At 60.1% G+C, this 21233-nt stretch carries 15 protein-coding genes; 2 read left to right on the top strand and 13 right to left on the bottom strand.

All coding sequences use genetic code 11. The features are described 5' to 3' along the window. Positions 1-324: 324 nt before the first annotated feature. Positions 325-900 carry a hypothetical protein gene (locus tag K8R57_08020; GenBank protein MCE9588244.1) on the bottom strand — a complete coding sequence of 192 codons (576 nt, stop codon included), beginning with the start codon at positions 898-900 and terminating at the stop codon, positions 325-327. 10 nt (positions 901-910) lie between these two features. Then, positions 911-1555: an SGNH/GDSL hydrolase family protein gene (locus K8R57_08025; protein ID MCE9588245.1), complete on the bottom strand. Its 645-nt coding sequence runs from the start codon at positions 1553-1555 to the stop codon at positions 911-913. Between the two features lie 545 nt (positions 1556-2100). On the opposite strand from K8R57_08025, the gene K8R57_08030 reads away from it, so the two are divergent. Beyond that, complete coding sequence (locus tag K8R57_08030; GenBank protein MCE9588246.1) at positions 2101-3510, top strand: MFS transporter; 1410 nt, start codon at positions 2101-2103, stop codon at positions 3508-3510. A gap of 267 nt (positions 3511-3777) precedes the next feature. Here the strand turns inward: K8R57_08030 and K8R57_08035 are convergent, their stop codons facing one another. The 6 genes from K8R57_08035 to K8R57_08060 form a co-directional block, all read right to left on the bottom strand. After that, positions 3778-7797, bottom strand: a complete 4020-nt coding sequence (locus tag K8R57_08035) for a DUF4838 domain-containing protein (GenBank protein ID MCE9588247.1) — start codon at positions 7795-7797, stop codon at positions 3778-3780. Positions 7798-7855: 58 nt separating this feature from the next. After that, positions 7856-9244, bottom strand: a complete 1389-nt coding sequence (locus K8R57_08040) for an FAD-dependent oxidoreductase (GenBank protein ID MCE9588248.1) — start codon at positions 9242-9244, stop codon at positions 7856-7858. A 148-nt stretch (positions 9245-9392) separates the two neighbouring features. Then, complete coding sequence (locus tag K8R57_08045; protein MCE9588249.1) at positions 9393-10568, bottom strand: glycoside hydrolase; 1176 nt, start codon at positions 10566-10568, stop codon at positions 9393-9395. A gap of 200 nt (positions 10569-10768) precedes the next feature. Continuing rightward, entirely contained in the window at positions 10769-11686 is a 918-nt protein-coding gene (locus K8R57_08050; GenBank protein MCE9588250.1) for a dihydrodipicolinate synthase family protein, read from the bottom strand. A 62-nt stretch (positions 11687-11748) separates the two neighbouring features. Continuing rightward, positions 11749-12405, bottom strand: coding sequence for a GntR family transcriptional regulator (locus K8R57_08055; GenBank protein ID MCE9588251.1), 657 nt, complete (start codon positions 12403-12405; stop codon positions 11749-11751). A gap of 457 nt (positions 12406-12862) precedes the next feature. Then, positions 12863-13729 (bottom strand): helix-turn-helix transcriptional regulator, encoded by an 867-nt coding sequence (locus tag K8R57_08060; protein MCE9588252.1) that lies wholly within the window; start codon positions 13727-13729, stop codon positions 12863-12865. An 87-nt stretch (positions 13730-13816) separates the two neighbouring features. Between K8R57_08060 and K8R57_08065 the strand changes: the two genes are divergently transcribed. Next, positions 13817-14653, top strand: a complete 837-nt coding sequence (locus K8R57_08065; protein MCE9588253.1) for a phytanoyl-CoA dioxygenase family protein — start codon at positions 13817-13819, stop codon at positions 14651-14653. A 349-nt stretch (positions 14654-15002) separates the two neighbouring features. On the opposite strand, the gene K8R57_08070 is transcribed toward K8R57_08065, so the two are convergent. The 5 genes from K8R57_08070 to K8R57_08090 form a co-directional block, all read right to left on the bottom strand. Next, positions 15003-16124 (bottom strand): right-handed parallel beta-helix repeat-containing protein, encoded by a 1122-nt coding sequence (locus tag K8R57_08070; protein ID MCE9588254.1) that lies wholly within the window; start codon positions 16122-16124, stop codon positions 15003-15005. A 4-nt stretch (positions 16125-16128) separates the two neighbouring features. Continuing rightward, entirely contained in the window at positions 16129-17403 is a 1275-nt protein-coding gene (locus K8R57_08075) for an alpha-L-fucosidase (protein MCE9588255.1), read from the bottom strand. Between the two features lie 465 nt (positions 17404-17868). Continuing rightward, on the bottom strand, positions 17869-19260 hold the full coding sequence (locus K8R57_08080) for a hypothetical protein (GenBank protein MCE9588256.1): 1392 nt from the start codon (positions 19258-19260) through the stop codon (positions 17869-17871). After that, a complete protein-coding gene (locus tag K8R57_08085; protein MCE9588257.1) occupies positions 19217-19891 on the bottom strand; it encodes an SGNH/GDSL hydrolase family protein in 675 nt (224 codons plus the stop codon). Before K8R57_08085 ends, K8R57_08080 begins: the two co-directional genes overlap by 44 nt. Positions 19892-19910: 19 nt before the next feature. Next, the gene (locus tag K8R57_08090; GenBank protein ID MCE9588258.1) at positions 19911-21005 is read right to left on the bottom strand and encodes a hypothetical protein; all 1095 of its coding nucleotides are present in this window, start codon (positions 21003-21005) and stop codon (positions 19911-19913) included. Positions 21006-21233: the final 228 nt, after the last annotated feature.

The following is a 21233-nucleotide window of genomic DNA, read 5'->3' on the forward strand; positions in this document are numbered from 1 at the left end:
TGCCTGTGGGCTCACTCTTGCAAGCTAGCTTGCAGAGATGAGCACACTGTCAATCACACTCAAGTTCCGACATGTCGAAACTTCCTCCATGCCAGCCAACAGCAGATTTCTGCCATCTCATCTGTTGCGGTCCTCTTCGGTTTCTCGGCTGTCCACTCGGTGGTTTGAAAATCCCCCGGAAACAATTCCTTCTTCCATCCCTTCGTGTGCTTCGTGTCCTTCGTGTCCTTCGTGGTTAAAAATGCAGCCTTCCGCCTTGATAGTCCTTCTCTCGTCCTCACCCACCGGAAAAAGCAGGGAGTCTGTTTTTTGGAGGTCTCTTGGTTATGCCCGGTTGCTTTGTTGCAGATCTGCCAACCGCACCCTGCGCCACTCATGCTTGCGGTGGAAGCTGCAGACGGCATGAGGAGAGGTCGTTGAAATCACGGGCTGGGCCGCTCCCGGCGTGTAGTCGTAGCGGCCGAAGGAGAGCAACCACTCGGGATGTTCCCCCGGGAAGAGCCCCTGGAGCGGAACTCTCGCCTCGACCCTCCACCCCCCGGGCGTGAGCGCGGTGTCACTGGTGAAAATCGGCGCGGCGACCGAGCGTTCCTCAAGGGATTTTTCGGTCCCGGTGCCGTCGAAGTAAAGCTGGAGGACGCTGTTGGAGGGGGTCACATGGAGTTCGTAGTAGGCCTTCTCTTCGGCAGGCCCGAGGAAAATCTCGAACGCATCGCACTGCATAAAGGCCGGATAGTTCAAGGGGAAGACATCCTGGATCGGGTGCGCGTCGATCAACTCCGCGCGGATGAGGAGTTCATTCCCCGCGAGGCCGACGGCCACCTGCCCCGGCGCGAAGGCGGGTTCGGCTTGAGGCAGCCAGGGTTGACCGAATGACCAGACGACCGGTGGATTTTTCATGATGTTCGGGTTAAACCCCCGCGGTTTTTTCGAGCCAGCACTTGGCCATCAACCGGTGCCCTTCGTAGGAGGGATGCACGCCGTCGGCGGCCCAGTGCTCCGGTGGTGCCTGCTTCACAGCCTCGTCGAACATCGACTGGAAAGGCACCAGCACCGCGCCGAATTCCTTGGCAAGTTTTGCAACCACCGCTCGGCGCTGATCGATCTCCCCGACCCAATCGTCGCGGACCACGCCGCAGCGCAAGACGAACGGTTCGCAGAGCACGAACTTCACTGATGGCAGTGCCTCTCGCACCTCGTCGAGCAAGGCACGATAGACACGCTCATACTTCGGAACCGACACGCCGTTGTCGCTGCCCTTGCCGTGCCAGGTGTCATTGACGCCGATGAGGATGCTGAGCACATCGGGCTTGAGATGAATGATGTCGTTCTTGATCCGGACATCGAGGTCCACGATGCGATTGCCGCTGATACCTCGATTGAAAATGCGAAGGCCATCGGCAGGCCTTGTCTCCAGGAGTTCGAAGGCCGCAATCCCGGCGTATCCCTGCGCGAGTCCGGCGCGATCATTGGCAATGCCGGCGGCATCGCGACTGCGGTCGCAATCCGTGATGGAATCGCCTTGGAAGAGGATGGTGCTGTTGTTCGGAATCATGGTGCTGGTAGCCGGAAGAGTCTGCTCGGGTTCTGCCGAAATGATCAAGCCATACCGGGAAGTGAAGGTTGTTGGGCGGAAGGTTGCATTTTTTTAAACCACGAAGGACACAAAGGACACGAAGGACACAAAGGGATGAATCAAGTAAGATAGGTGGAAAACTCCAGATTCCAGGTCTTTTTGGTCGGCTCCTTCCAAGCCCTCGACTCTCGACTCTCGACTCTCGACTCTCGACTCTCGACTTCAGATTGTTGATTGCTGGCATCAGGCTTCTCGATTGACGGCACTTGCCTCCCGGCAAGCGGTGCCGCCCCGTTGGGGCTACGACTGTGTCGTCGTCTTCCGCGCCCCTTCCCAGCGGCTTGGTTCTCGACTCTCGACTCTCGACTTCAGATTATTGATTGCCCAAGGAAGCTCTGATTCATTCCCATGAAGGCTGCGATGAAATCACGGCTTCCCTAACTCTCCCCCTTCATCTTTCATGATCTTTCATTTTGCCTTTCCCTCCCTCCCCTCACGGATCCTCCTCCGCGCCTGAAAGCGCGATGAAGCACCCCAAACAGTTCAGCGTCGGCACCCTGGTCTATTCACCGGCGGGCCTGGCCTGGCTCTTCACGTGGCTGCTGTGGGGCGATTTCTGCTTCACGATGATGGAGACGGTGGTGCCGAGTATCCTCCCCCTGCGGATGCGCGAGCTCAACGCCCCCAACTGGATCCTGGGTCTGGTGATGACGACCATCCCGAGCATCCTCAACGTGCTGCTGAACCCGATCATCAGCACGGCGAGCGACCGGCACCGGGGACGCTTCGGGCGGCGGATCCCGTTCATGCTCTTCACGGTGCCCTTCGTCTCGATCGCGCTCTGCGTGATGGCTTTTTCCACGGAACTGGGCGGATGGATGCACGGGCTGATCGGCCAGACGACCGGTTGGAGCGCGGCGGCGGTCACCGTGGGGGTCATCGCCGTGGCGATGGGACTCTTCAGGTTCAGCGACATGTTCGTCAACACGACCTTCTGGTACTTCTTCAACGACGTGGTGCCCCAGCAGGTCATGGCCCGGTTCCTCGGCCTCTTCCGGGTGGTCGGCGCGGGTGCCGGCGCGCTCTACAGCTACTTTGTCTACCAGTATGCCCTGACCCATCTGCGCCTGATCTTCCTCTGCGTGGCCGGTCTTTACCTTGTCGGCTTCACCCTGATGTGTCTCATGGTGAAGGAAGGGGAGTACCCGCCCCCCGACAAGCTGGTGGAAGGGCGGAGCAATGTTTTCCTGATGATGCGGAACTATGCACGGGAATGCCTGCAGCACCGGATCTACGGCTACTTTTTCCTGCACAACATGTTCTGGAACCTCGCGGCGGCCTGCGCCATTTTCAATGTCTTCCTCAACCTCTCGCTCGGACTGACGCTCAAGCAGCTGGGAACAATCACCGCCGGGGTGGCCGTGACCAACATGCTCCTCGCTTATCCGGCCGGGGCGTTCGCGGACAGGCACCACCCGCTCAGGGTGATGCTCTGGATCAAAACCGGCCTGCTGCTCATCGCGCCGTTGAATTTCATCTGGCTCTTCACCCACTTCACCCCGCAGGTCAATTTCAAGGTCCTGATTGCCCTCCAAGCGGTGAATCTGCCGCTGACCATGATCTATCAGGCCGTCTTGCTGCCCATGACCATGCGAGTCCTGCCGCGGGAACGCTTCGGGCAGTTCTGCTCGTTCAACGCGATCTGCGGGGCGGCCGCCGCCGCGCTGGGCGGCGTCGTGGCCGGCGGCTACATCGACATGATGCGCAAGGTCTTCCCGGACGCGACCTGTGGCAAGGATTTCTGCTACCGCATGATCCCGGCGTGGAACCTTCCGTTCCTGGGGCTGGGATTGATTTTCCTCGTGCTGCTCTACCGCACCTGGAAACAACTCGGCGGCGACACCCATTATGTCCCGCCCGGCTCGGACGCTTGAGCATCACCGCAGAGGGCTGGAGCTGGGAGCTGGACCACCATCTCGTTAATCTCTCGTTTCTTGGGCGATCAGCTTGACCTTCGACAAATCAAAGGACTCGCGCAAAGGCGCAAAGGCGCGAAGGAATCAAAGAGGGAATCTGCACACCAATCCCCAAGTTTAATCCTTCGTGCTCTTCGTGCCCTTCGTGGTGAAATGATCCTCTTTGACTTGGAAAGTGATTCCTTTAACCACCATTCCAAACAGCGATGAGCCATCGTGTTTTCTTCATGGTGCCGCCGCTTCGTTTTGGGACTCCTTCGATTGCATGTTCCCCGCATTCCCCCGTTGATCGGCCAACCATGCGCCAAGAGAAGGGCCGTCGGATTTCTCCTTGCACTGGGTCATGCCTTCGCGCTTGGCGACGCGCTCATACCAATCGAGAAGCTCGGCCTTGGTGGCCATCTCTTTTTCGAGCGGGATCCGGGCTGCCAGCACCGGCAGGCGGGCCTTCTCCACGCGGCGGAGGATGGTGGCATCGCCCTTGGCGGCGGCCGTGGCCTCCGCGAACAAGGCTTCGTATTTCATGATCTCATCCAGCGGGAAGGCGTTTTTCTGGCGGTTGAACCCGCTGCCGAGGGTGATGTTCTTTTGCTGAACATAGTCGTGTGACTGCTGGTAGTAGCGGGCGAGCGGCCCTGCAGCCGGTCCGTAATACGCCTTGAGGAACTCATCGAGCAACGCCTTGTCGTCCGCGGCGGGATTCCAGATCAACTTGGCGAGCAGCCAAGTCCGTTCCTCCTGCAGCTCATGGGTTGTCATGTATTGCTGCTGCACGCGCACCCCGCGCACGTTGTGTGCCGCGAACAGCTCGAGATTCGGCTTGCTGCTCCACAGGTTCGGCTGGAGCCACTGGTGCATGAAATCCGCGGCATAGTCCCAGATATACAGATGCTTCGAGACCTTCGCCCATTCCTCCAGATCCTTGGCGAAGGGCGCGTTCAACTTGTCGGCGGGATCGCCAAGCGGCCGCCCTTGGTTGCACTCGATCGAGCACAACTGGATCGCCACATTGCTTCGCGGCCTGGCGAGGCGCGGCACATTGCGGGAGTATTGATAGGCGAATGTATGGACCAGCACATCGGGGTGCGTCTTTTCGATGCGCTCGGCCACCCGGTTGACAAAACGGATGATCGAGCCGGACGGACCGCCCTCTTCGGCATCCACCGCCGCGCACTGCGGGCACTCGCAATAACCTCCCCAGTCCTCCTGCGCCACCGAGACGATCTTATACCATGGATACAACCGGAGATTTTCCTCCAAGTAATTCACCATGATGTTCTCGACCTCCGGGTTGGAGAGGCAGAGCTGGGCGTTTCTGCCGGCCTGTCGCTTGCCTTTGATCATCGAGAAATACTCCGGATGTTCCTTGAAATACTTTTCCGGCGGCACCGCCTTGTAGAAGGTGTGGCCCATGCTGGGGAAGAACCTGAAGGTGCCGCCGCGCGCATCGTTATACATGGGCGAATCGCCGAGATATTTGTTTCGGACAGACCAATCGGGACTCATCATGGCCAGGAAAGAAGATTGGTCGCGGAGTTCGAAGGTGGGCACATAAGTCAGCGCGAGTTTATCCACCCGCCGCTCACCGCTGGCCGGAACGACCGTGCAGTCCGGTGTATACCAATGGCAGCCAAGTTGGTCCTCCAGGAAGGTGTAAACGGCATACAGCGCCCCCCGTTGGCCGCCGGCCAGCACGAGATGCGTGCCGGCACTGTTCAGGGCGATCCCGTCCGGGCCCAGTTTTTCCCAATCCACCGTCACACCGAGCTTGGGCAGCAGGTTGCTTCGCCCGACCACCAGCAGCGAGCGGCTTGCCGGATCGGCCTCGGCGTCGCGGAGGATTGGAAGATCCTGGCCGGTCATTTGCTCGAGATAATTGCGAAGTTCCCGGGCGGCGCGCTCCTCGGAGGGCGTGGGTTGGTCGGGTATGACAATCGCATGGGTCGCAGCTCCCAGTTGTTTCCCAGCGATCCACACCGCGCAATTCCCCAGCGAAGCCCGACGGCCGGCGAGATAACGCACGGCCTGCTCCAATTCGCCTTGCTGGAGGCGGCGCAATTCCGCCGCCATCGGCGATTCCGGGGGCAGGGCGCCCCGCACGCGTTGCAGCGACTGCCCCACCGCGTCGAGCATGCGCGCGATATCGGCACAGGTGTCCGGCGACCCCTTCACATTCAGGCAGTGCCGGATCAACCGGACATAGTCGGCTCCGGACTCTGCCGTTGCCGCCGGGGAGTCCACGAGGCCCCGTTCCAGCTTGGCCAGCAACTCGAGGTCGGAGGCGAAGCGGTCGCGGTAGAGTTGATTGGGCGGGGTTTGGTTGAAATAAGACTTCGGACGCTCTCCGGCAATCACCGGCTCGGAGGTGGCGGCCGGGATCCGGTTGCGATACGGCCTGTGGTCCGCGCCGTTGTTGGGGTAGTCGGCATAGCGGCCGATCTGCTTGAGGAAGAGGCCCTCCGGCGAAAAGACTTGGACGCGATGATTGCCGGGGTCGGTCGCATACACGCTCCCGTCCGGCGCCACCGCGATGTCGCCGATGGAATCACCAAACTCTCCCGCCCCTCGGCCTTTGCCCCCCCATTTCTTCACCAAACTGCCATCGGCGGCGACTTTCTGGATTTCGCAGCGGCTCGGATCCACGGTGTAGAAAAACTCGCCGGCAGGTTGGAAGCGTTTCCAGACGGTGTTTTTATCCACCCGCTGCAACTCGGAAACATACTTGCCCTCAGCGTCGAATTTCAAAACCCGATTGCCGCCGCCGCCTGTTTGAAGCACATAGATATTGTCCTGCCCATCGCCGGTGATCTGGCCAATCTGGTTCATCTCCTTGATTTCGGCTCCGGTCAGAGGCAGATCACCGATCAGCGTGCCATCCGGCGCATACTTCACGAGACCACTCTTCTCCAGAACAATCATCGCACCTTTGCTGTCGATGATGATTCCCCTGGCCGTGCCCTTGTTTTTCAGTGTGATTTCCTTCACGTAGCGGCCCTTGTTGTCATAAACCGTGAGCGACTTTTCGGCCACATGGATGTTTCCCGCCGGGTCCAGCGCCACAGCGTAAGGGGCCTCGTATTTGAAACGGAAATTGCCCGGGACGCGCGCGACGGCCGCCTCGCCGAATGCCACCAACTGATGTCCCCGTGGATCCAGGATCGAGATCTCGCTCCGCTCCCTGTCGGTCACATGAATGTTGCCGTTCCGATCAATCACGATCTGCTCCGGAGTGTTGAACCGGCCCTCGGTCGTCACTTTCCAAGCTCCCTTGTCCGCACCCTGTGCGTCGAGAACCTGAAGACGGTTGCCGGTCGAGTCGGTGCCATAGAGCGTATCGCCGGCAGGGGACACGGCCAGGCTGTGCAGAAACTCGAACCGCCCTCCCTCCATGCCGTCGCTCCCCAGGGCACGCTGCAGTTTACCCTCCGGGGAGAAGATCTTGATCCGCCGATGCTGGCTGTCGGCCACATAGACCAGCCCGTTCTTGTCGACCGCCACACCCGTCGGCCAATCCAAGTCAGCCCCTTCGGCCCGGCCGATGGACGTCATCGGTTTGCCGGCGGAGTCGAAACTCATGAGCCGGTTGTTCCGGCTGTCGGTCACCCAGACGGTGCCGCGGCCGTCGACCGCAATGCCGTTGGGCCACCCGAACTGTCCGGGGCCATCGCCTTGAGTGCCCCACTTCGCGCGGAACCGGCCGTCCGGCCCCAAGACCTGCACCCGGTAGTTGAGCGTGTCGGTGACATAGATGTTGCCCTCGGCATCCACGGCGATCGCCTGCGGACGGCAAAACTGCCCGTCGCCGCTGCCGGGACCGCCCCACTTGGCGATGAATCCTCCCTTGGAGTCAAACTTCTGGATCCGGTCACTTCCGGAGTCCACGACATAAATGTCTCCCTTGGCATCCACGGCGATGCCCGCAGGCCGGTCAAGCCGGCCATCCCCTTTGCCCGGACCGCCGAAAGCCATGAGCGGTTTGCCATCGGGAGCGAACACCTGGATCTGGTCGTTGAATTCATCCGCCACCAGAATCCGGCCACCGGCATCCCGGGCCACGCCGGCCGGGCCGCGGTAGTCCCACTCTTCGGTGATCCGCTTGGGCACCTGCCAGGGAAATGCCGATGCGACGTCCGCCGCCGGTTTGTCGGCCGGTTCCGCCGCGCTTAGCATTGGGGCTGAAGCCCCCATCAGTGTCAGGCCCAGCCCAAGCAGGCGGGATTTCAGTTTCAGGGAGGTTGTGTTCATGGCGTGAATTCTCGTTTTGGTTAATTGGTAAGATTTCATTGCGATTGGCGGTCTCCTGCTATTCATCCCAATCCACAAGAGCCTCCTGAGCCTGGAGTGTAATCCTGAGACGCGCAGTGTCCACATCGCGAAAAGCGCATTCCTCTTGAGCAACCCTCGCCGCGGCAAGTCCCGCCGCGTGGCCCATGGCGTAGCAGGGCGCCTGCTCGCGGAGCGGCCCCAACACATCCCTCTCGACGCTGATGGCACGGCCGGGACAAATGACATTGCGAATCGGGCGCGGCACCATCACCCGGTAGGGAATCGGCGTGTAGAGGCGCTTCATGCCCACCTTTTTATCGTGCATCGGCTGATGGCTCGGCTTTTTCGGGTCCGGCAAGTCCCACCAATAGCCGCTGAATCCGATGGTGTCCTCGAAATCCCTGGCGTCCACGAGATCCTCGACCGAGTAAACATAATCGCCCACGATTCGCCGTGTCTCCCGGATGCCCAACACCGGCGCCACGCTTTTGATGCGGGCGTCGGCGAAGCCGGGGAAATACTTCCGCATCAGCGCAAACAGTCCCGTCACTTCGCGGCGACCCTGCATCATGCCTCGCGAAACCGAGCGCCCGTCGGTGCCATCCACATCACAAATGCGGGTGGTGTTGATCATGAGCGTTCCCTTTTCGTGCATCTGGATGCTGATGAAAATATCGTAGGAATACGGCCATTCACCCCGTTCACGCAGCGACTGGATGAGTTCCTTCAGGCGGGGGGAATCCTTGGCGTAGATCTCGGCGTTGAGCTTGTCCTGATCCACCCGGTCCACATGAAACATCAGCGTCGCCGGCGTCATGAGCCCGTCCTCCGGGCGCCCCTTTACCATCTCGCAACCGCTGCGCGCGGCCACATCACCGTCACCAGTCGCATCGACCACCGCCTTCGCGGCAAAGGCATGCAGGCCGGACTTGTTGAAGACGATCACATGGCTCACCGCCTGTTCACTGACGATGACATCCACGAGGCCCGTGAAATAGAGCACATCCACACCGGCTTCGGCCATCTTCTCGTCGAGCAGGGCCACCATGGCGATGGGGTCGAACGGCACGCCGGCAGCAAGTCCCGTAGACTGGCCGTAAGGCGTGTATTTTTCTTCCGGGATGGTTTTCGGATCCACCGCGGAGCCGCGGCGGATGAGTTCCTCCGTGATCTCCTTGAAGATTCCCCGCACGCAGTCCCTGCGGTTGTCGGCCGTGCGACCACCGAGCAGATGCGAGACCCCGGCGGAGGTTCCGACACCGCCGAGTTGTCCGGTCTGCTCGATCAGCAACACGCTGGCGCCGGCCCGTCGGGCCGCAAGCGCGGCCGGGATGCCACTCGGTCCTCCGCCGCAGACAATCACATCGTAATGACCCAAGACCGGAAGATTTTTGGAATAATGTTCGGTTGTATGTTCGGTTTTCATGGAAATAAAAATGACGTCTATTCGGGGAGTGGCAGGCCTTGCAGGATTTCAAACGAGGGTTCTACCCCGCCGCCCATGACGAGCACATCCCATTCGCCGAGCACAGGGATATCGCGTCCAGGCTGATCACAGATTCTGGTGTTTTGATTCATGGTTTCAAATCCTCCGGATACTCCAGGAGGCAACGTTTGGCGCCGCAATCTACCAATTCGTGGGAGCTGCCGGCGAAACTTCCGTTCGGGTCCGCATAATGGACGGAATAGACGACCAGCATTCCCTCGGCGGTGAAGCAGATGGAGGGGTAAATCGCCTGGCGGTCCTGGAGTTGAACTCCCGACTCGTCCACCAGCACGGGTTCGCCCCACGATCTGCCGCTGTCGGAAGAGACGGCATAGCAGAGCGGCGTGCGCGGGAAGAAAGCACCGACCAGATGTCTTGTCGCCTGATCCGGGGTATCCCCGGGTTCGGTGGTATGTGAACCGGCACCGGCTTCGAGAGGCTTTGCGTGGTTGTAGAACACGATGAGACGGCCGTCCGGCAGGGTCTTGAGGGTCAGCGGAGCGCAGGCGGCGACAAGCGTTGTCGGCTCGGGAGCCGACCAGGTGTCCCCGCCATCCTCCGACCACGAGGCGTATTTGCAGCCGCTGCCGGTCCGCGCCACCATGATCAGGCGCCCGCCTTCCACCTCCGCCACGCATGGCTCGGCCATGCCGCGTCCATCGGACAATTCGGCCGGCTTGCTGGAACGCTTCCAGGTTTCCCCGGCATCATCGCTGAAAAAGCAGAGGCCCAGGTTGCAGTCGCCCTCATAGGTGCCCATTCCCTGGGGCATGTGCGAAACCGGAACGACGAGCCGGCCATTCTTCATCTGGATCATCCGGTCGTTCATCACATACCAGACGCCTTCGGGCTCGCCGATCGTGCGCGCGGGCGTCCATGTCCGGCCATCGTCATTGGAAAAAGAAATCACTGGCAGACCGCCACCGTGGAGCCCCTCCACATGGCGGTGCCCGAGAAAAGCCAACCGGCCGTCCTGCAGGCGCAGGAATGTGATCCCGCCATCGGAGAGCATGCCGGTCACATTCCACTCCATCCTCAGGCGTCCATCCTCCCGCCAGGTGCGACCCCCATCGCGGCTGCGGTAGGTCATGGGAACGGGAAAAGTGGCGGCGAGCTGTTCGAAATTCGCCGGCGGGCGACCCCAGGGTGCCACCATGAGGATCTCCCCGTCGGGCAGAAGAAAGGTGCCCGGCCCGATGAAGGAGCGCTGGGGAGTGTGGCGGACGAATGTTTCGGGTTGAGCGATGTATTTTGCGCGCTTCATATTGAAAGGTTCATTTATTGTTAACATGGTTGGTGAAGGCTGTGGTTTTTTCACCACGAAGGAATGCAAGAAGGAATGTGTGCATCAAACTCCATCTTCATTCCTTCGTGTGCTTCGCGCTCTTCATGGTGAGATGCTGCCCGGATAAAACCTGCTCGCAATCGAGTCGCTCACGCGGAGGATACGAACAGGGATCAGTTTCATTGAAGTTCGGGCGGCAGGGATTTGAACAGGTCTTGGATGGACGCGACCTGCCCGGCATCCAGGCGCGGGAGCGGCAGACGGCAGGGACCGCAATCGAAGCCGGCCGCGGCCATGGCGACTTTCTGCCCGGCCAGTCCGCCGTGGCAGACGATCTTGAAGATGAGCCGGCGGGATTCCATCTGGAGCCGGCGCGCCTCGACGGCATCCCCCCGCCCGTGCGCGGCGATCAGGCTCCGGTAAAGGGGCGCCATGAAATTGTAAGTGCTTCCGACCGCACCGGTCGCGCCCGCCGCTAGTCCGAAGAGCAGCAACTCGTCGCGGCCGAAAAGGATCTCGAGCTTCTCTCCGGCGAGGGAGAGGCAGTCGAGGTATTCCCCGAGATCAGCGTGGGTGAACTTGACGCCCGCGAAGTTGGGAATCCGCTGGATGGCCGACTCGATCAGGCGCGGGATCGACAGCGCGAGGCCGGTCATCGAGGGGATGTGGTAGTAGTAAAAGGGCAGGTTCGGCGCGGCGGCGGCGACTTCCTCCGCCTGGGCAACCGCGGCCTCCTCGCTGCCGGGCTTGAAGAATGTGGGCGAGAGCATCGCCACGGCATCCGCGCCGGATTCCGCCGCGTGCCGCGCCAACTCGACGGAAACCGCCGGACAATCGTTACCCGCGTGGGCGAAGATACGGAACGATTGATCGCTCCCACGGGCGGCCGTCCAGGCCGCGACCACCTGCTTGCGCTCCTCGGCGGTCATCAGGGCGCCCTCACCCGTGGTTCCGCAGACGAACGCGCCGTCCACCCCGCGTTCGCGCAGGAATTCGTAATAGGGCTTCACCCGGTCTGGATCGACAGCCCCGCCCGGTTTCATGGGAGTGAACGGGGCGGCGATGAGTTGGAATGGTGTTTGTGTTGCTTGGTTCATTGTGTTTTGGAGTCGATGAGTGTTTTCAAGGGTTGCGCTCATGATGCCTCATGCCTCATGCCTCATGCCTTGAGGGCATCGGATTTTCCCGACCAGACATGGCGCCTCACCGCGTCGGCGGCGGCATTCGGCTTGCTGGCGGCAAGCTCCTCAAGCAGCGAGGCATGGGTATTGACCGGTTCCCCGGCCTGCATCGGCATCAGGAGATTGATGCGGTAAAACAACCCGATCTGCATCACCCGGCGATACTCGCGCAGCAATGCGGGGCAGTCGGCCAGTTCCACCAAGGCGATATGAAACTCCACTTCGTGACGGGCGCGCTCGGAGTAGGGCAGTTCTCTGCAATCGGCCGCATGGGCCAGCGGCCGCAGTGTCTCCAAGCGGTTCCTCACCGGATCACCGCAGATCATGCGGGCGGCTTGGCATTCCAGAGCCTCGCGGACGATCAAATGCCCGCGCAGATCCTCCACCCGCGCATGGCGCACGCGTGTACCGAGGCGCGGCAGCGCCTCGACAAGCCCGGCGCATTCCAGCTCGATCATGGCCTCATGAACCGGTGCCGGGCTCATCCTGAGCTCCTGCGCGACTCCGCGCCGGTTCAGCAAATGACCGGGGGAGTAACGCCCATCGAGAATACGATTCAAAATATCCGTGTAAGCCCGCTGCTTCATCGTGGAGGGAGTCCCCACATTGCGTGTTATGGCCCGCAGAGAATTCATGGAGCCATTGGAATACCATTTGATATATCAGCGGCAATAAAAAAGTGAAACACAGAGAACAATCGGATTTTTTAGGGCAGAAAAGAAGACCGGACTCAGAAAGGCGGAGGAAATGAAGCCTTTTAAGCTGATGTCTGTCTGGCCTCTGCAGACTGCATTTTTTAAACCACGAAGCACACGAAGGGGAGGAAAGAGACCAAGGGATCAAAGAACGAACATGTTCGATGTACCTCGATGGCCCTTCCTCTCACCAGATTGGATAAATCATCAAACTCCGTGTTCACTCCTTCGTGTTCTTCGTGCCCTTCGTGGTGAATAATCTACCCCCCTTGCTTCGATCGATCCTGTGATCCGAACCCTTCATTTCACCTCAGGCCACGGGATAAACACACTTTCTGCGGATGATCCCAAATCACCCGGATGATTCCTTTACCTTACTCCGTCGCACGATTCAGGCTTATTTGGAATCCTGTTTACCCAATGAATCCCGACCGACAATGAGGCGGGCCTGCATGCGGTATCGGCGTGGCGTGGTTCCAAAACGGGCGGCGAAGAGTTTGTAGAAGTGAGCCAGATTAGGGAGTCCGCAGTCGTCTGCGATGTGAAGGATCGTGTCATCCGTGCCGGAAAGTCTTGCGGCGGCGTGTTCGAGTCTGGCCGCATTCACGATCTCCGTGGGGCTGATGCCGAGATGGGTGCGGCATGCCCGCGCGACATGATCGGGACTGCGTCCGGCAAGGCGGTAGAAAGACTCAATGCCCTGGGGGAGATGCTCGGTTTTCCTGATTCCATGGCATGCGGCATCCAGCCAATCGGGAACCGCAGGGCGTGGTGTCTCCGAATCTGCGGAGTGGCATCTCAGAAATAAAATTTCGAGCAGAAAAAGATCCAACTGCGCCCGTGAACGGACGGCTGAGTTCAGGCGCTGGGACTGTCGCCTGATGGCAAGAAAGTCCTCATGCCGAAGAGGAATTTCTCTCGATGGCGATGAGAGTTGCATCGGATCTTTTTCTTCAGGGAAGTATCTTTTCAACAACTCCTCCCAGCAGCGCTTGGAGAAGGCCAGATTTACAATACGCATCGTCTTTTCCGCTCCAGCACTAAGCGCGTGGATGTCGGTATCCTTCACCAGCACGACCATTCCTTCCCGGAGAGAGCGTTTGCGGTGGTTGATGTGATGCACTCCCTCGCCCTCCTCGACCCAGAAGATTTCATAAAAATCGTGATCGTGAAAATTGCTTGGAACCGAAGAGTCAAAAAAGCCGCTGGCATAGTGATAATGCTGACCGGCGGGCACAAAGCGTTTCAGAGGGAGCCGATTCATGGTTAATGGCAAATGCCGCTATAGCATAATAAAAAACATCCCCAGCGGAAGAATGTTTTTTCCACCCATGCTTTGATCGGAATCCTTATGAGCACCACATCCACCATAGTCCCGCCACGCCTCAATGCCGACGAAGTTGCGCAATACAGCAATGACGGATACTTCGTATTCAACAAACCGGTTCTGCCAGCAGACCGCTTTCAATCCCTGAAGAACTGCTTCGAGGGTATCCTTGCCAACCTTCCGGCCGACGAGCGTCCCGAGGCCATGGATGTTCCCCACTTCATGCATCCCGAGTTGCTGAAGTATGCCTTCGATGAAAACATCCTCGCCCTTGTCGAGCCGATCGTCGGTCCCGACATCGCGCTCTTCTCCACCCACTTCATCTGCAAGCCGAAGGGCAATGGCAAGCGCGTCCCTTGGCATGAGGACTCCGCCTACTGGAAAGGCCAGATCGACCCGATGGAAGTTGTCACCGTCTGGTTGGCGATCGATCCCTCCACCAAAGTCAACGGCTGCATGAAGGTCATTCCCCGCACGCATGTCGAGGGACAGAAGGGATTTTCCGACTACGATGCCGTTGATATGGCAACGAGCGTCTTCGGCACCGAAATCAAAAAGGAACAGCGCGAAGACGAGCGTCAGGTTTGCATCGAGCTTCAGGCCAACGAATGCTCACTGCATGATTCCCGTATCATGCACGGCAGCGAACCGAATACCTCGCAGATCCGCCGCTGCGGATGGACGATGCGTTTTGCCAGCACCGCCTGCAAATTCAATGAAGAGAAATTCGCCGGCGCGCATCAGGTCTACCTGGCAAAGGGGCGCGACCTTGGCGGCAACCGCTATGCCGACCCTACCCGGTCCTATCCGGAAGTGATGGCCGCCCGTGGCGCCTCCACTCGTTACAAGAACGCTCACTAAAATGAAACCGGCGTCGCGCACGCGGTCCGATCCCGTTTGCGCCGCGCCTCATCGCCTCTTCATTTGCGGCGGCAGCTTTTTGGCAAGAACGGGTTGTCGCGCTATAGCCAAATTAATTTGAGTCATTGCCACAAAATGCAGAAGAGGCACAAGAGGGAGGAAGGAATGTTCACATCAACCCCCCTGTTCACTCCTTCATGCTCTTCGTGGTGATCTGTCAAAAAGCTCTTTTTTCCGGCAGGAATCTGCTGAGTCTTTCGGCGATGGGCGCCAATCCTCCCCGGCATCCATGCCTCAGGGCATCAGGGCCTCGGTGGATCGGGGCTTTCCGAAAGGGGGTGAGGTTCGGTTATCGCCGGGGTGTCGGCTTTTCGAAGAGTTCGCCGGGGTTGTCCTTGATCAGCACGCCCGGCCCGTGGCCTCCGCGGTCGAGGATGAGTTCCTTGAGCGCTCCGGAGTCCATGACATTGTCCTTGATCACCACATTCCGCAGGGCCTGCGCCACGACCCCGAAATCGGGCGACCAGTTCTCCTCCCGGCTGAAGCCGGTGCTGCCCTCGTTGTTCTCGTCATCGAGTCCGGCAACCATGGTGTTGGCGGCGACGGTGACGCCGCGCGCGCCGATGAGAACGATGTGGGCGCTGCAATCCTCGCCCGGGCGGTTCCAGACGGGACGGCCGCTGCGGTAGATCATGTTGCCGGTGATGGTCGTGTAACCGACTCGGCCGACTATGCGGTCGGTCACGACCGGATTGTCCGGTGTGGCCGCGAAGAGGATTCCCGGGCCGCTGCGGTCGATGTAGTTTCCGGTGATGTTGTAATGGGAACCGTTGAGGATGCGCAGGCCGCCGAGTTGGTTCCACTCGATCCTGTTGCCGGTGATGGTGACGGCGTTATTCTCGCCGATACTCGCGTAGCCGGCACCGCCATTGAGGGAAAACCAGTTATCGAGGACGAATCCGTCCCAACCGCGCACGGAGAGGCCGTGCCCCTTGTTTTCGGAAAACATGTTGCCTCGGACCCGGAAGCACCAGATCCGGCTCAGGCGCACTCCGTCGCCGCTGAAGCGCGAGACCTTGCAGCCCTCGATGAGCGGGCTGTCCTCGGTGGTGCCGTAGTCCGGCTTGTCCACCAGGATGCCGTGCACTCCCTCGCCGAGATGCTGTCCATCGAGGCAGAGTCCGTTGACGCGCGCGCCGATGGCGAGCGTGAGATCGAGCAGGCAGGGGGCGGCGGGATCGATGAGCTTGAGCGTGGATCCTCCGTTTCCCTTCCAGGCATAGGCGGGCGAGCCGGTGATACCGGTGTTGGGATGAACCTTCAGCCGGCCTACGCAATAGGTTCCCGGCGAAACCTCGACCGTCGCCTGGCTCTCCGCCGCGAGATCAAGGAGCTTCTGGAAGACTGCCGTGTCATCGGTGATGCCGTCGCCTTTGGCGCCGGCGGATTTGACATTGAAAGGAGTGGTCATGGTTTTAGTGAGCGATGTCCGAGGGGCACGGGTCGTAGTGGGGATGAGGGGCTTTCGGGATGCGGAGCCCGCCGGTTTGGTAAACCACGGGGGCGCTATCGCATTCGATCCTCAGCACGGGCCAGAGGCCGGTCTCGTCGGTTGCGGGCACATTGGCGATCTGAACGCGTGTGCCGGTCTGGGTGAAGGGCAGAGCCTCGCCGTTGTCGAGGCGGCTCACGGAGAGGACCTTGTTCTGCAGTCCGCCGAGGGTCGCCTTGTCGCCGGGAGAGCGGCGCAGCAGCCAGAAAAGGGAATTTCCCTTCACTGTCATCGGGCCGTGGAAATTCCAGTCGCCGCGATGGTTGCCGCGTTCCTGCAGGCTGAAGGTGAAGAGTTCGGTGCCGTAGATCGCCTCGCCGTTTTTGCGGAGCCACTCGCCGACGCGGTGCAGCACACGGGTGCAGGGCTCCGGCACGACGCCCTCCGGCGTGGGCCCGACATTGAAAAGCAGGTTACCGTTCCCCTGCGCGCAGCGGGTGAGCATGTCGAGGACCTGCGACTCGGTTTTCCATTCATGGTCGCCGGCATGGAAGCTCCAGCTCTCGTTCATCGTCACGCAGGCTTCCCACGGGCGCCACGGATTCGGCGCGCTGAGGTGCTGCTCAGGCGTGGCGAAGTCGCCCGGCAGGCCGTTGCGGCCGTTGAAGAGGATGTGCGGCTGGATCCCGCGGACCATGGCGTTCATCTTCTCCGCCTGCCAGCCATCGGCGTTGAACGGCCACCAGCCGTCATACCAGAGGATGTCGATCGGGTTGTAGCGGGTCACCAGCTCGCGGATGCGCGCGTGCGTGGCGGCGATGAACTTCTCGTAGGCGGCGGGATCCTCCAGCGCGGCGACCGAGTCGGGCTGGTCATACCAGTTGTTGAGGCTGTGGTAGAGCCCGACCTTGAGGCCGTGCTTGCGGGCGGCGGCGATGATCTCGGCGACGAGATCGCGTCCGGCCGCACCGCTGTTGCCGATGTGGAAATCCGAGAGTTCGGTCGGATAAAGCCTGAACCCCTCGTGATGCATCGTCGTGAGCACGACATAGCGCATGCCGGCATCCACCGCCATGCGGCAGAGCCTGTCGGCATCGAAATCCTTCGCGGTGAAGCGGGCGGCGAGCTGCTTGTATTCCTCCAGCGGAATCTCCTCGCGGTTCCAGACCCACTCCGCGCGTCCGAGCAGGGAGTAGAGGCCGTAGTGGATGAAGAGCCCGTAGCGGGCTTCGGTGAACCAGTCGGTTGAAGCGGTCATTTGGGTAAACACAAAAAATGCATCAGAGGGGAGGATGTACCAAGGATTTTATCAGGATCCAACGGTTGCGAAGCAACGACCGGGCAAGCAAAACAGGGATAGAGATGCATGGAGGTTTTCACAGGGATAAAGGGGATGAAGGGGATAAAAATGAGTTGAGTCATGGCCACAAGATGCACAAGAGGCACAGGAAAATAGCACCTATCCGACTGGGCTTCATCTTCTGAACGTGTGATCAATCAAACCTTCTGCCAAAACACTTCACCACGAAATTACCAGGTGATCCCTTCCTTCATCCCTCTTGTGTTTTTTGTGCACCTTGTGGCTACACCTTTTCTAAAACCGCTCTAGACTGAAGGCTGGAGGCTGCTAGCGAAATACAGGCATGGTACCCAGCGCATCGCGCTGTGGTGGATGCTGAGTGGGGGATCACGAAAATCCGGGATGAAATCAATGGGCGCCAACTCAGGGATTTTTCTCCCGCACGGAGTCGATTTCCAGATTCCGAACGCGCTGCCAGCGGAGTGCCGGGCGCGCGTCGGGGGCGATCGTGCGGAAGACGAGATTCGAGAGTTTCACATCCTCGACGTCCCTCAAAAAGAGGGCGTAGGAAGGGAGCATGCCGAAGGCGTCGCAGGAGGGATAGGAATCGCGCTTGGACTCCACGCTCGATTCGGCGAGGGCGTCGTCCCCTCCCCCTTCGAATTCCAGGTCGCAATTCGCGATGCGGACGCCCCGTACCGGCTCATCGGGCAGGCCCATGATGTATCCGCCGCGCGGTCCGGCCCGGCGCGCGGAGACATGGGATATTGAAATGTTGCGGGCGAACTGGACCGGGATTTCCTCCTTTTCACCGGAGGCGACCCGGCCGCGATCCCCGAGCTTGATGAAGAACGGGACGCGGACCTGATCCATCTGGACATGGCTGACGGAGATGTTTTCCAGCATGCCGCCGTCGACGCAGCCGATGGCGATCCCGCAGGCGCCGCGCCAGTCGCCACCCTGAGTGCCCGTGCCGGTCTCCTCGACGAGGCTTGGCACCATCTGCAGATTCGACACGGTGATGTTGCGGAAGCCGCCGTTGGACTCGGTGCCGGTCTTGAAGTGGTTGCAATGCGTGCGTGTCAGGCAGTTGGTGACGACGACATTCTCCGTGGGCCGGTCGGCGCCGGATTTCAGGCAGATGGCGTCGTCGTGGGAATCGATCACGCAGTCGCTCACCACCACATCGGTGCAGGAATCGATATCGCATCCGTCGTTGTTGCAAAAACCATGATGATTGAAAACATCAAGTCCCCGCAGGCGCACCTTCACGCATTTCAGGTAGTGCTGCATCCAAAAGCCCGAGTTGAGCAAGCGAAGTCCCTCGACCACCACATCCTCGCATTCAATGAAGAGGATGTTCCTGGGCACTGCGGTCCAGAGATCCCCCGGCCTCATCACCAGCAAGCCCCCCTGCCCGTCAACGGTGCCGGCTCCGCTCAAGCGGATGCGTTTGGCCTTATGCGCGAAGAGAAGGGCACGCACGCCGTTGCGGCCTTCGTAGAAGGGCACGGGCGACGGGTTGTAATGCGTGTAATCGGCGAGGTCGGGATTCCCGAGAAGGACGGCACCGGCCTCGAAATGGAGATGGATGTCGTCGCGCAGTTCCAATCCGCCGCAGAGGTAGCGTCCGGCGGGAAAAACAACGGAGCCGCCGCCCGCGCGGGCGCATTCGTCGATGAGAGTCTGGATGGCCCGGGTGTTCAGGGTGGCGCCGTCGGGCACGACGCCGTGTTCGAGGACATTGATCATGGGATTCGGCGGATTGGCCTCAGCGAAGGAGACCGTGGTTTTCGGCGGCCTGGAGCCATGCATCGGCAATGAGACGGGCGCCGGCGTGTGTGGGATGAATCCCGTCGTAGGCCCAGTGGGCGGCGGGGGCGCGCAGGCAGGCGTCATCGAAGATTTCCTGAAGCGGAACAAGCGGCAAGCCGCGTTCCCCCGCGATGCGGGCGATTTCTTGGCGGCGGCGGGAGAGATGCTCCCGCCAGTAGGGAGTGACCACATCCACCTCGAGCAGGAACGGCTCGAGAAGCAGGATTTTCGTCTCCGGCTTGCGCTCCAGGACGGAATCCAGGAGCCAGGCGTAGTTCTCCTGAAACTTCGCGAAGGCCTCGGCGTCCCTGCGGGCCTTCTCCTCTTCAGGCAGACTCGCGTCGGAGTGGGTGTATTTGCAGAAATTCTGGGTGTCATTCACACCGGCCAGCAGCGAGAGGAGATCGGGTGCGATTTGCAGGGCATCGGCCTCCCATCGCGCGGCGATCTCGGCGACCTTGTGTCCGCTGATGCCCCTGTTGACGAACTCCCAACCGCGGTCGGGGCGTGTGGCCGCGAGGTGCGAGGCCACGAGGAAGGCGTAGCCGTTGCCGAGTTGATAGGCGGGGTTGATTTCCTCCGGCTTGCGGAAGGCGTCGGTGATCGAGTCACCTTGGAACAGGATTTTCATGATTGTTTTGCAGGAAGCGTCAGGATTTTGGACTCGTTGGTATTTTCAACATGTCCAGCATTACCGGCCAGGCATCGTCGGCGTAAAAGCGGTGTCCTCCGTCGCAGATCACATGCCGGCAATTCTCCGGAGATCCAACCGCCTGGTAAATCTCCTGCACCCTTGCAAATTCGGCTTGGGCGGGTCCGATAGGGAATATCCCGTCGCACTTGCCATTTACAATGACAAGTGGCTTGGGCGCGATCAGTCCCGCTATGTCGCCCATTTCCGCATGCAGGAGCAGATTTGGCACATAGTTGCAAACACAGTGGAATGTCGCCTGAATGGACGCGGCAAAAGTGGAGAAGCAGCAGGCGGGCATTGCGGCTTGCACCCGTGGAAGGAGCGCTGCCGCGAACAGTGTTGTCGTGCCTCCACCGGACTCTCCCATCAGACCGACTTTGTTCATAGCCACATCACCGCGCTGCTCAAGATAATCGATGGCACGATCGATATCATAAACGCGCTCGGCCAGCAGCGTCGACCCGACCAACATAGCGTTCATTGCCGCCTGGTGGCACAGATAATCGAGATGCTGCCACTGCAGGCGTTCCTGCCTTTCCCCGAACGAGCGTTGTTCAACGCACAACGCCGCGATGCCACGCGCCATGCAGCCGATCCCGAAATCCTGGTCACCGTCCACCGCCATCGCGACAGATTCGTCCTCGAAGTTGACTGCGATCGAATTGTGCATGCCGGTGGTATGCCCTTGCAGGCAGATGAAGAAATTGTATGGGGGCTGGGCAGATTTGGGCAGGCAGACATAAGCCGGCACATCGGCACCGGGTTCAGAGGTGAACACAATTTTCTCAATCGTCCCCAGCGGATGCTCCCTCTTCCAAATCGTCCGCACATTCAGCGGAACGGGCTCGGGGACGAATTTCATGTAGCCGATCAAGTCAGCCAACTTCCCCCGTAACTCGCTTTGCCAGGCTGAAACATCACCGCCCTGGTATGCCGAGGCAGGCTTCGTGCGCGCGGTCCAAGCTCGGTGGACAAGGGATGGAGAGAGGTTCAGATCCTCCGGCTTGCGGAAGGCGTCGGTGATCGAGTCACCTTGGAACAGGATTTTCATGATTGCTGGAATGAATATTGACCACAGAGAACAGTGAAAACACAGAGGAAAAAAAGACGGCGCCCCTAGGGAATTCCCTAGCTTCAGCCCTCTTCGGTCTCTCGGCTATGCCCTCGGTGGTTTAAAAATCCCTCGGGACCGATTCCTTCTTTCATACTTCCAATCTTCACCCACTGGAAACAGCGAGGAGCCCAACCTTTTTTGGGACTCACCATCCGGATGAACGAT

The sequence above is a fragment of the Verrucomicrobiota bacterium genome (assembly GCA_021413925.1).
In the GTDB taxonomy this organism is placed as follows: domain Bacteria; phylum Verrucomicrobiota; class Verrucomicrobiia; order Chthoniobacterales; family UBA6821; genus UBA6821.

Excerpts from the sequence above, each read along its gene's own strand:
- K8R57_08085 (MCE9588257.1), bottom strand. The coding sequence starts at position 19,891 with ATGAAAATCCTGTTCCAAGGTGACTCGATCACCGACGCCTTCCGCAAG.
- K8R57_08050 (MCE9588250.1), bottom strand. The coding sequence starts at position 11,686 with ATGAACCAAGCAACACAAACACCATTCCAACTCATCGCCGCCCCGTTC.
- K8R57_08080 (MCE9588256.1), bottom strand. The coding sequence starts at position 19,260 with ATGCATGGCTCCAGGCCGCCGAAAACCACGGTCTCCTTCGCTGAGGCC.
- K8R57_08045 (MCE9588249.1), bottom strand. The coding sequence starts at position 10,568 with ATGAAGCGCGCAAAATACATCGCTCAACCCGAAACATTCGTCCGCCAC.
- K8R57_08040 (MCE9588248.1), bottom strand. The coding sequence starts at position 9,244 with ATGAAAACCGAACATACAACCGAACATTATTCCAAAAATCTTCCGGTC.
- K8R57_08025 (MCE9588245.1), bottom strand. The coding sequence starts at position 1,555 with ATGATTCCGAACAACAGCACCATCCTCTTCCAAGGCGATTCCATCACG.
- K8R57_08030 (MCE9588246.1), top strand. The coding sequence starts at position 2,101 with ATGAAGCACCCCAAACAGTTCAGCGTCGGCACCCTGGTCTATTCACCG.
- K8R57_08070 (MCE9588254.1), bottom strand. The coding sequence starts at position 16,124 with ATGACCACTCCTTTCAATGTCAAATCCGCCGGCGCCAAAGGCGACGGC.
- K8R57_08060 (MCE9588252.1), bottom strand. The coding sequence starts at position 13,729 with ATGAATCGGCTCCCTCTGAAACGCTTTGTGCCCGCCGGTCAGCATTAT.
- K8R57_08090 (MCE9588258.1), bottom strand. The coding sequence starts at position 21,005 with ATGAAAATCCTGTTCCAAGGTGACTCGATCACCGACGCCTTCCGCAAG.
- K8R57_08020 (MCE9588244.1), bottom strand. The coding sequence starts at position 900 with ATGAAAAATCCACCGGTCGTCTGGTCATTCGGTCAACCCTGGCTGCCT.
- K8R57_08075 (MCE9588255.1), bottom strand. The coding sequence starts at position 17,403 with ATGACCGCTTCAACCGACTGGTTCACCGAAGCCCGCTACGGGCTCTTC.
- K8R57_08055 (MCE9588251.1), bottom strand. The coding sequence starts at position 12,405 with ATGAATTCTCTGCGGGCCATAACACGCAATGTGGGGACTCCCTCCACG.
- K8R57_08035 (MCE9588247.1), bottom strand. The coding sequence starts at position 7,797 with ATGAACACAACCTCCCTGAAACTGAAATCCCGCCTGCTTGGGCTGGGC.
- K8R57_08065 (MCE9588253.1), top strand. The coding sequence starts at position 13,817 with ATGAGCACCACATCCACCATAGTCCCGCCACGCCTCAATGCCGACGAA.